Origin of the sequence: Thermosporothrix hazakensis (assembly GCF_003253565.1) — a bacterium.
Lineage (GTDB): Bacteria > Chloroflexota > Ktedonobacteria > Ktedonobacterales > Ktedonobacteraceae > Thermosporothrix > Thermosporothrix hazakensis.
The window spans coordinates 18421-29121 of record NZ_QKUF01000045.1 but is presented as its reverse complement, the minus strand read 5'-3'; the positions used below and the strand labels follow the sequence as shown (position 1 = coordinate 29121).

The 10701-nt window shown below is 52.1% G+C and carries 9 protein-coding genes; 6 read left to right on the top strand and 3 right to left on the bottom strand.

Annotation, left to right across the window (positions count from 1 at the left end; all coding sequences use genetic code 11):
* Positions 1-271, top strand: a 271-nt coding sequence (locus EI42_RS29670) for a zinc ribbon domain-containing protein (protein ID WP_146505462.1), incomplete at its 5' end; no start/stop codon positions are given.
* Positions 272-836: 565 nt separating this feature from the next.
* Here EI42_RS29670 and EI42_RS29660 read toward each other — a convergent pair.
* From EI42_RS29660 to EI42_RS29650, 3 genes are all read right to left on the bottom strand, one after another.
* Positions 837-2423, bottom strand: coding sequence for a glycoside hydrolase family 10-like protein (locus tag EI42_RS29660; RefSeq protein WP_111326256.1), 1587 nt, complete (start codon positions 2421-2423; stop codon positions 837-839).
* Between the two features lie 213 nt (positions 2424-2636).
* Positions 2637-3425, bottom strand: coding sequence for a class I SAM-dependent methyltransferase (locus tag EI42_RS29655; protein WP_246046324.1), 789 nt, complete (start codon positions 3423-3425; stop codon positions 2637-2639).
* A 415-nt stretch (positions 3426-3840) separates the two neighbouring features.
* Positions 3841-5514 carry a double zinc ribbon and FHA domain-containing protein gene (locus tag EI42_RS29650; RefSeq protein WP_111326251.1) on the bottom strand — a complete coding sequence of 558 codons (1674 nt, stop codon included), beginning with the start codon at positions 5512-5514 and terminating at the stop codon, positions 3841-3843.
* A 461-nt stretch (positions 5515-5975) separates the two neighbouring features.
* Here EI42_RS29650 and EI42_RS29645 point away from each other — a divergent pair, with 461 nt between their 5' ends.
* The 5 genes from EI42_RS29645 to EI42_RS29625 all read left to right on the top strand — a co-directional run bounded on the left by EI42_RS29645 (position 5976) and on the right by EI42_RS29625 (position 10647).
* The gene (locus tag EI42_RS29645; RefSeq protein WP_111326250.1) at positions 5976-6602 is read left to right on the top strand and encodes a PadR family transcriptional regulator; all 627 of its coding nucleotides are present in this window, start codon (positions 5976-5978) and stop codon (positions 6600-6602) included.
* A 451-nt stretch (positions 6603-7053) separates the two neighbouring features.
* Positions 7054-7443, top strand: coding sequence for a TM2 domain-containing protein (locus EI42_RS29640; protein ID WP_111326255.1), 390 nt, complete (start codon positions 7054-7056; stop codon positions 7441-7443).
* Positions 7440-7754, top strand: a complete 315-nt coding sequence (locus EI42_RS29635; RefSeq protein ID WP_111326249.1) for a DUF2752 domain-containing protein — start codon at positions 7440-7442, stop codon at positions 7752-7754. The genes EI42_RS29640 and EI42_RS29635 overlap by 4 nt, the downstream gene beginning before the upstream one ends.
* Before the next feature lie 117 nt (positions 7755-7871).
* Positions 7872-8696 carry an ABC transporter ATP-binding protein gene (locus EI42_RS29630; protein WP_281278939.1) on the top strand — a complete coding sequence of 275 codons (825 nt, stop codon included), beginning with the start codon at positions 7872-7874 and terminating at the stop codon, positions 8694-8696.
* Positions 8683-10647: an ABC transporter permease gene (locus EI42_RS29625; protein WP_111326248.1), complete on the top strand. Its 1965-nt coding sequence runs from the start codon at positions 8683-8685 to the stop codon at positions 10645-10647. Before EI42_RS29630 ends, EI42_RS29625 begins: the two co-directional genes overlap by 14 nt.
* The last annotated feature ends 54 nt before the right edge of the window (positions 10648-10701 follow it).

Below are 10701 nucleotides of genomic sequence, written 5' to 3'. Positions count from 1 at the left end.
GGTGATCGGGGTGGAACCGGCCTTTACGACTCAGAACTGTTCTCGTTGTGGGCAGCGGGTCAAGAAGAGCTTGAGTATGCGTACCCATCTGTGTCCTGGCTGTGGGCTGCTCCTCGACCGCGATCACAATGCCGCCTTAAATATCTTGCACAAAGCGCTACAGGGTACCGTCGGGCAGACGGGAACCGACGAGGGTGTCTCGTCGAACGCTTCTGGACAGCCTGCCGCTACGCGTCGTCGCACTGCGGCGCCGCGCAAGCAGGCTGGATGAAGGAAGAATCCCCGGCCTTCAGGCCTGGGGAGTGTCAACCTATTCAATAAGAATTGACGAAGGTTGCACTCATACCCACTCCATTTCTGGGAAACCACACATTTATTTTCCCAAAATGGATCTCCTCCGTCCACAGGATCACGCAAAAGCATTTCATAGATCTCCCCGGGGACATAACTATGCCTATCGGGTAGGGGGTACATACCATTTTCATCCAAAAGACGAACATTTTTGCCTTCCTCTGTAATCCCGTGGATGTAGGTTTTACCCTTGAAGTTTTTGGTGCTTACGATCCAGACCTTCATAAACACTCCAGCCGCTTTTATTCAAGCAACTCAATAAAGAGAATCTCAGGTTGTAAAGGTACGTATTTTTGCTATCCCTCTATTTTTTCCTTAACCCCCCCTAAAAGTGATAGCGACCTGTATAGTATCACATATATGAATATCTGTAAATACACCTATGTATTTTTAAGCATGATTTAAAATAGATCACAGCGAACATCAATAAAAAGGAAAAAGCCTGCTCAAGCAGGAAGCTCAAGCAGGCATGGAGATTGCTTCGTTTATGGCAGCTTCACGGTGCGACCTTTGCCGGGATCACTTTCATTGTGCAGGCGATCAAGCGCCGTCACAAAGTAGGTATAGGTCTTGCCATGCTGGGCTGTCTTGTCAACAAAGGTGCGCGAAATATCTCCCTGTTGATTGCGCACGAGCGTCAGGAGGTTACTGGCATTGGCGAAATCGGCAGCTCCTGGTTTCTCGTTTCCCTCAAAGCGATAGATCGCAAAGGAGGTCGCATCATTACAAGAGAGATCCATCCAGTGGAGTTCTACGCCCTGTTCGGTCGCGCGAGCGCTCACCAGTTCAACCGGTGTCGGGGGGAGTTTATCAATCCAGGGCATGGTAGGAATGAGCGCAGGATACTTGTAGAGCTCCTGTGCCAGTTTGTCCCGGATTTTCAGGCGATTCTCCTGAAGATCTTTCATGCTGAAGAACATGCTTCCCTGGACATTTTTATAGCGCAGGTTCAGACGAAGCTGATCAGGAATCTCTTCCGGGTCTTTCCAGTCAGGCGGTGAATCGGTTCCGATTTTATACGCGGCCTGCCCGGTATAGAGCTGCGTACGGCTTCCCTGTACCTCCTTGTTCCACCAATCGACCAGTTTCGCATAATCAGCGACCTCAAAGCCGATATTCCAGTAGATCTGAGGCGTAATATAATCAAGCCACCCTTGCTTGATCCAGAGGCGCGTATCCGCATAGAGAGTATCATAATTGGTCGTTCCGGCTCTGGTATCCGAACCGGTTGGATCATCCGACTTATTGCGCCAGACCCCAAAGGGACTGATCCCGAATTTTACGTACTGCTTCTCGTGTTTGATCTTCTGTGAGAGTTCCTGAACCAGGCGGTTGACATTATCGCGTCGCCAGTCGGCTTTATTGGCAAATTTGCCCGCGCCATATTTCTTGTAGGTGGCATCATCGGGAAAATCCTGCCCATCAACAGGGTAGGGGTAGAAGTAGTCGTCCATGTGGACAGCATCAATGTCATAGTTCTTCACAACTTCGAGCACACTTTGCTCAATAAAGTCTCGCGCTGCTGGCTCTCCCGGATTATAATAGAGCTTCCCACCATACGCAATCACCCAGTCTTTATGTTTTCGCGCCGGATGATCGGGCGCAAGCCTGTTCATATCATCCTGCATGCTGATGCGATAGGGGTTAAACCAGGCATGGAATTCAAAATTCCGTTTGTGGGCTTCTTCAAGCATAAAAGCCAGCGGGTTATAGCCGGGGTCCTTTCCCTGTACGCCGGTCAGATATTCAGACCAGGGGCCGTACTGAGATGGATAGAAAGCATCGGCGGTTGGCTTAATCTGGACCACAACAGCATTAAAATTCATCTTCTGCAAGGTTTCCAGCAGCCCGATAAACTCCTGTTTCTGTGCAGCAATGGACAGACCGGTCTTTGAGGGCCAATCAATATTCGTAACGGTCGCTATCCAGGCGGCGCGAAGCTGACGTTTTGGGAAAACTGGCTGCTGTGCCGCGGAGGCTCCATGCACTCCGGTTACGTCAGGTAGCGTCACAAAGACACTCGCAATACATAATAGCGCCCCGATACGAGTAATGACCCTTGTTCCGGGCATTGTAAAACGCATAAGGCTTTCCCTCTTTTCTTCCAACTCACATGCAAAAGCTGAACAGGTTTCCTTATTATATCACACTAAAGAGGGAAAAATGGTTTTCCTCTTTTTCTTTATTTCCTGATACCAGAAATATACTCCAACCTGTAGAAATCAATAGAAAAGTATGTAAATGCTGTGCCCCTGTCTCCAGAAAGAAACAAGGGCACCCGAAGACTAGAGTTTACGCGCTCGCAAGGCCAGAAAAAGCGGTATTTCCTGATGAGCACGCGCTTCAGCCTTTGATTTCGCGCCGCTCGCCGCCAGAGAGGAAGTGATTTCTTTCATGCGGTCAAGCACAAAGCCACTATCAGCCAGGCCATTCACATACTCATGCAGGGGACGATGGAAACTGCGGCTGCTTCCCTGCGCCTTGCCCGGATACTCCTTGAGAGGCACGGCAAGCGGCGTCAGATAGCGATCTACCCGCCGATATTGCAGGGCTCGCTCTTCCTGCCAGCCCCAACCACTCTGACGAGGAACTCGAAAGCAGGGATGGATCATCAAAATGATCAGCCTTCCCCCGCCACGTAAAGCCCAGGCAGCCGAACGCAACACATCGGCAAGCGGATTCATATCTTGAATGCTCAGGAGGAAAACCGCGCCCTCAAATGAGGCAGACTGTATTCCTGGTACACGATGCAAGTGGCGAGCATCTCCCTGAAGAAACGTCCCGACATGACCGTGATACTTCCGCGCTTTCTGTACCATACGGACGCTAACATCCACGCCGACATACTGCGCAAGGCGAGCGGCCACATGAGGGGCCAGCGCGCCCAGGCCAGCGCCAATATCAAGGATACGCTCGTTCATCTGTGGATCAAGCAGTTCCAGTGTTGTGGGAATCGCCAGCTTGCGATGATGCAGACTACCATCCTTGCCAGACCAGCCATCATACCACTCGGCCAGAGGGTCCCAACTAGTGCGAACTGTAGAGCGTCTCGAAGGTGATTGTCTCTCTGTCATTGGTCTCTCCTTCATCCAGGAGCATGAGAGGCAAACGCGCCTACAAGCCAGACAGGTGCTATTTGAAGAAGAGGCTGAGAGTAAGAAAAAAGGCCAGGAGCTCCCTCCAAACAGCAGACATCCGCTGTCGGGCAGCTCTACCTTTCTCACAGGTGGAAAAGAAAAAGGAGATACAAGAACGTGCTTCTCAAAAAGAGAAGGTTTGGAAGACAATTCGTACAGGCCCAGTCACAGCGGATTATCTTACCCGCAGCCTGTACAGCACGATACCCATGCGTAAACATACTCCTTCTGGAATAGTATTCGTTCAAGTGCTTGTCAGTATACCATACATCAGCTCAAGAAAGCAAATGACCTCACGCCGGGACAAAAAGGAAGGGCGATCGACTGGATCGCCCTCACCTGTCTGCTCTGTTTATGCGCGTTTAAAGGTACATGTGACCTTCCCAAAGGAGATGGTATCACCATCCTTGATAGGCGTCGCTTTATCCGGTTCCAGCTTTGTACCATTGAGCTTGGTCGAGTTGGTGCTGTTCAGATCGGTTACCGTGTAGGTGCTACCGATATGCTCGATTGCAGCATGAATGCGAGACACCGTATCAGCGCCATCCTTTAAGCCAAGATCAACTTCTGGCCGGATACCACCGAGATCATGATCATAGCGTCCGACAACAGCACGCTCACCCTGTAACTGAACCTCAGACCCATCGCTAAAGGTCAGCTTTCCCCAGACAGTGTTGGCGGAAGACCCTTCAGACGCGGCAGGGCGCGCTTTAAGCGGCTGTTTGGGCGGAGCCGGTTTCTGCGCCGGTTCAACAATTCTGGGCTTATTCTTCTGATCCTGCCGGGCCTGCTCTATCTGCTGTTGCAGATGTGGAGGAGGTGTATAATACACTTCCTCTTTCTTCTGTTCAGGGGCAGACGTCGTGTCTTTCTGGCCACTACCCGGCACATAGGAGACCGTCGGCTGAGAAGCGGCAGCCGGTGCTTGCTGATTTTTGGGCACATAATACGGCACTTCTGGCTGTTGAGGAGCCTGCTGAGGCTCTTTCTTCTCACCGCCCGGAACATAGGTAATTTTTGGTTGTGGCTGTACTGCCGGGTTCTGCGTCTTCGGCGGGACATACTGTGGCTCAGGTGGCCGCTCTGGCGGAGTGGGTGGCACGATAGTTGATTCCACAATAGGCCGGTAAACCGGAGGCTGCGAAGGCGCAGGCGGCGGCGTATACACCGGTGTCTCAGGTGGCCGATACGTTGGCGGCGTATAGGCTGGCTCCTCGGGCGGCGTGTAGGTCACGCGGGGAGAGGGCGCCGACGGGGGAGGCAATGGCGTCTGAGAAGCAGCCTGTTTGGCAACAGTATCAAACGTCGATGCACCACATTTGGGACAGAAAGCCGCTCCCTGCTTCAATTCTGTGTTACAGCGCGGACAATACAGCTTCGGCGGTGTCAATGAGCGACCACAACCGGAACAGAACGTGTCCCCCTTCTCATACGGTGTATTACAATGCTGACACCGCAGCGGACCACCAGCCACAGGCATCGGAGCGGGCCAGGATTGAGGCTGCTGCTCTGGCGGCACATCAATACGCGGCGCAGGGATATAATATGGTGTCTGCTGTTGCTGCTGCGGCGAGGTCCATTGTTGTTGTACCTGCGGCAGCAAGAACTGAGGAACGGGACCCGGTATAATACCCGGGCGCTGCTGGCGTACCAGCCCATCGACCATATTCAATACCTGATTACCCAGACTTGCCTGGCGCAAAGCACCCACGCCAGCGGTTAGCGCCAACGGCCAGAGCACAGGCATGGCCAGAATACCCACAGCACCGACGGCAGCTTTATCCACCCAGCGCTGCTGTCCGATCATTGCCAGGACGCCACCGGATGTACGCTGTAGAGTCAAAGAAAGTGCGGCCTGCATACCAACAAGGGCTTCAAAGTCGCCTCCCCTCTTCAACTGCACCAGCATCTGATCATTGTTCCCGATCTGCTGGGCCTGATACCCTTGAGCTCTATAGGCACTCACAAGATCATTCGCCAGTCGCTCAATGTCTATCTCTTCGGACTGATAAAAACGGGCGTCCATTCACTAGACCTCCAACGTAGCTCTACAGCTTTTCCCAATAATACTACCTGTTATCATACATTCTTCGCTCATAGGATTACCGGGTACAAGAGATATAAGGCACGGATGGATTGCTGACATCTATTCCTGCTTGCGGTACCATTCGTGGAGCTGCTACTGATTCGGCCCATGCTTTCGGTATTCCTATGATAGAGCCGTATCGCCCTTCGTTTCTCTCTTTCCCCAGGCTATCTTAGATAAGCATTGCTTGCCTTTTAATATCTACGCTTTTCTCTCATAAGAGTTGTGTCAAATGATATCCGATTTCTCACAGGGGTTTTGACTGTCACAAAAGGAGTCTTTATCTTTTGACAGTATACCATACCTGCTTCATCTCGATTCACACAGGCAATACACCAGCATGCTATAATATATGAACGCAAGAAGCGCGCTACAACCCAATAGAGAACAGGGAAGAGCCTATGCGCGAGCATCTTAACCCATCAGAAGCAGAGATTGATATGCAGGAAAGTCAGAACAGCCACGCGCCCTCATCACGCAATCGGCTCCGCCATATTATTCTCGGCCTGCTCTGGGCCCATCCCATGAGCGGCTATGATATCAAGCAGGCATTTGACCGTGCCATTGCCAGTTACTGGAACGCGGGCAACAGCCAGATCTATACGACACTCAAGAGCCTGAGCGATGACGGGCTTGTTGAGGCCGAAGTGATCGTCCAGACGTCGCGTCCGAACCGCAAGGTCTATCGACTGACAGAGGCTGGACAACAAGAACTTGCACACTGGCTGCAAGAAGCGGTCCCGGAGCGCTATACAAAGGATGAGTTTCTCACCAAGCTCTTCTTCTGTGGGGAGACCGATGACGAAACCGCCCTGTTTCACTTACAACAGCATCGGGATAGTCTACGTCAACAGCTTGTGCATATGGAACAGGTCCGCCAGCACTATGCGGATCGTCCAAGCCGTCGCCCTCGCCTCCTTGAATATCAGATGCTGGTACGCGAGTATAAAGAGGCTGTCCTGAAGGCGGGCTTAGAGGTCACAGAACGCGCTATTGCACGCCTTGAAGCGCGTTCGCGAGGAGAATAGTATTGCCCTGCCATATCTTGATACGCGCAGTGCTGCTTTTGTCCGATAGGTTCTCTTGAGCACACTATTCCAGCCTTCCAGGGCCGGGAAAGACAGCACAGGCTCAGTTCTGCTTTTACTGCCGCGCAATCACTACGTTCATAAAGAATGAGGCAAGCTTTTTCTCAACAGGAAAAAAGGCCATACTGACCACCTTCTTTGACCGATATCACTCCCTCGATACGAATACGTATAGAGAAGTATGACAAGTATTCGTGCCGAGAATATTATTACATTCTGGCTAGTACTGTCTATTCTGTTTGACGATAGCGTAGTCGGTCCTTTACCCTGTGAGGGGAATCACAGACAATGCACAGGCTCTCCCTTATAATGAGGAAAAGAAATGCCTGTATACGCTACGCAACCATGTTTTTCTCACTTTTGAGAAGGAAGGGCAAATTCAACAATGGGCATGAATCAACCACCATATTCCAACCCCGAATATCAGCAACAGGGCGGTTATCAACAGGGCTACCAGCAACCTGGCTATCAACAACCCGGTTACCAGCAACCTGGCTATCAACAGCCTGGCTATCAACAGCCAGGGTATCAGCAGCAACCCATTTACGGACAACCAATCGGGATCCCCGGTTATGAACAAAAAGATTGGCTGGTAACTCTGCTTCTCTGTATCTTCCTGGGACCGTTCGGCGTGCACCGTTTCTATGTCGGAAAAATCGGAACCGGTCTATTGATGCTCTTTACCGCGGGCGGTTGTGGCATCTGGGCACTGGTCGATCTCATCATGATTATCACAGGCAGCTTTAACGATGTGAACGGCATGCCGCTGAGAAGATCATGAAGCACACAATCCCTTCAAGAGCCACGGGGAAGGTAGTCGGCTACCTTCTCCTGCCACTGCTCTTCTGGCTGATTCCCTCGTCATGGCTCGAAGCGCACCCGATCCCCTGCCTCTCACGTCTCCTGCTGCACCGCACCTGTCCCGGCTGTGGTATGACACGGGCGGTCTCGTGCACCATACATGGCGAGTTTCGCAAGGCATGGCATTACAATAAGCGAGTCGTGTTTGTGTTCCCCCTCCTGCTCCTCGTCTGGGGGAAGGGATTTCAACACGCATGGTCTGACTTTGTGCGCCATCTCTATCGGAGATAGCGCATCCCCCGAGGATGCGACAGTTCTGAGACAAATACACGATACGCTTACGACATTTTCTCCCTACAATACCTCCAGTAAAGCCAGTCTTTTTCTCAATGGAGGGAGAAACAACGTATGCAGCCATTCCACCTGACACAGGCCGCACCACATGGACAGATGCACGCAGCGCCTCAGAATGCAGTCTTACAGGTACGCAACCTCACAAAAGTCTACGGCAACGCGCGCACAGGCGTTCAGGCAACCGCATTGAAGGGTCTGAATCTGACGGTCGAACGCGGCGATTTTGTCAGCATCATGGGGCCTTCCGGCAGCGGAAAAAGCACCCTGCTCAATCTACTTGCAGGCCTGGACACAGCCTCCTCTGGAGAGATCTGGGTTCAAGGACAGAATATGGCGTCCATGCGTCAAAATGATCTGGCCCTGTTTCGGCGTCGCAATCTCGGTTTTGTCTTTCAGGATTTTAATCTGCTGGATACGCTGACACTTGGTGAAAATATAGCCCTGCCGCTCAGCCTCGACGGTAAAAAGAATCAAGAGATCCGCCCCGCCGTTCTGAAGGTCATGAGCTTTCTGGGTATCAACGAATATCTCAATCGCTATCCCTACGAGGTCTCAGGGGGCCAGCAACAACGGGCCGCCGTCGCACGTGCCGTCGTCCATAATCCGAGCTTGCTCCTTGCAGACGAGCCAACCGGAAACCTGGACTCAGCATCTTCCCGGGCCCTGCTCGAACTGTTTCAGCGCTTAAATCAGACGATCGGCACAACCATTCTGATGGTGACGCATGATCCCCTGTCAGCAAGCTATAGTCGCCGCGTTGTCAGCATCAAAGATGGCCAGGTGCATAGCGAGCTGCAACGCAGTGCTGATCAACAGGCATTCTTCCAGCAGATTTTGAACCTGCTGGCCCAATTGGAGGGCTCACATGGAGTGGCGTAGCATTATCCTGAAAAACATCAGGAGGACCATGCGCCGCTATCTGGGCTACCTGACAGCAAGCACCCTGGCCGTGATGGTCTTTGTCCTGTTCTTTAGCTTTCTCTTCCACCCGAACGCAACTCGCCTGGCACAGCTTCAACTGGTCGCGGTTGTTCTCGGGCTCTGCGTCTTTATCGTCGCCTGGTTTGCGGCCTTCTTCATTTTCTACTTTCACGCGACGCTGATTCGTGAACGAAACAAAGAATTTGGCCTGCTTATGACGCTTGGTATGACACCGGGTCAAATCGGGCGTATGGTGTTTCTTGAGAGTATCTGTATCGGTATTGCCGCGATTCTGCTCGGCTCGCTTGCGGGGCTGATCCTTTCGCCACTCTTTTTCGCGCTTATCGGTCTGGTAGTGGGCTTACCAAACACGCTTTCGTTCGCTTTCTCGCCAATCCCGCTCACAATCACCGTGATCTTTTTTGGCATTGTCTTCCTGCTGGAAGCGGCAATCACATCCTGGCGGGTTCAGCGGCGCACGCCACGGATTTTGCTTCTGGGAGCGCGAGTTCGCCAGATACCGCCGAAAATCTCGCTGGTCAAGGTACTTCTGGGCCTTGCCTGTCTGGCAGGTGCCTATATTATGGCCATCGCCTTTAGCGTACAGTTTCTGTACAATGCCTTCCCGATTGTCATCCTGGCAATTGTAGGAACCTTCTTTCTGTACAGTGAACTGCTGGTCGGGCTGCTGGGCATCCTGCGTCGTCGGGCGCTAAGCGGCGTCAAGCTGCTGATAGTCTCGCGGCTCTCGCATCGCCTGCGCGACTATGCCCGTATCCTGGCAATTGTCACCATTTTGAATGCATCCGTTCTGTCTGCGATGGGCGCTGTCTATGGTTTCCTTCAGTCTGTACGGATCAGCCTGGAACAGTCGTATCCTTTCAGCTTGCAAATCAAGGAGAGTATGGAACACCCGCTCCGTCTCACGCCTGACCAGATTGTGGAGACCCTCAAAAAAGAAGGGCTCACCGTGACGGACCAGAAGGTCACACTATTTCTGACCGGCACTGTGAACGGGGAAGAGGCACAGATCGTCTCCCAGGACGCCTATCAGCAGCTCCGTGACATGGCGTTCCGTTATACCTCGGGACTGGACAACACCGGGCAGATCCCTGCGTCCCTCACCCCGGATCAGGCCTATTTGCTGGATGCAGTACCTTTTGCGATCACAACAGGGAACAGAGGCATCACCACAGAGGGGGAGACTCTCACGCTTCAATTCGGGTCACAGAAGCACATACTTCATTTTGAGCGGGGAGAGCACCGCGTGCTCAATAACCCGGGTTTCAATGGGGAAACGATACCTACAAGCATTCTCGTGGTCAATACCGACCTCTTTCAGAAGCTTCAAAAGATCAGTACCATCCAACAGCAGTACCGCATTCAGAGCTACCATTTACAGCAGGTACCAGATACTCTTGATCTGTATGGGCTCATTGCGAAAAAAGCAGCAGAGAAAGAAAGCACGTACTGGCTTGACAGCGATGAATCTCTGCCGCTAATGAACGGATTAATCAACATCATTCTTGTTGCGGGTTGTATTGTCAGCGGTCTCTTCCTGATCGCTGCGGGAAGTTCGCTCTACTTTAAGCTGTTCACGCAGCAGGAGGAGGATCGACGGCAGTTCCATGCGCTCTCACGAATCGGTATGCAGAAACGAGAGGGTATACGGATTATCGGCATTGAGTTCCTGGTCCTCTTCTTTATCCCGGTTCTGATCGCCATTGTGCATAGCAGTGTAGCGACACTGGATATGCTACACCTCTTCCTGGCAACCGATTTTGCAGCCCGGATCACCTGGACAACGCTACTGATTGCCAGCCTGATCTATGCGGCCTGTTTCGCTCTCTACTATGGGGTAGCGCTGTACAACTATATTCGTCGTCTCAAGATCAGTACAGTGGCATAACCCCCAAAAAAGAAGCTGTCCCCGCCAGTCGCAGCAGGGACAGCTTTTGTTTTA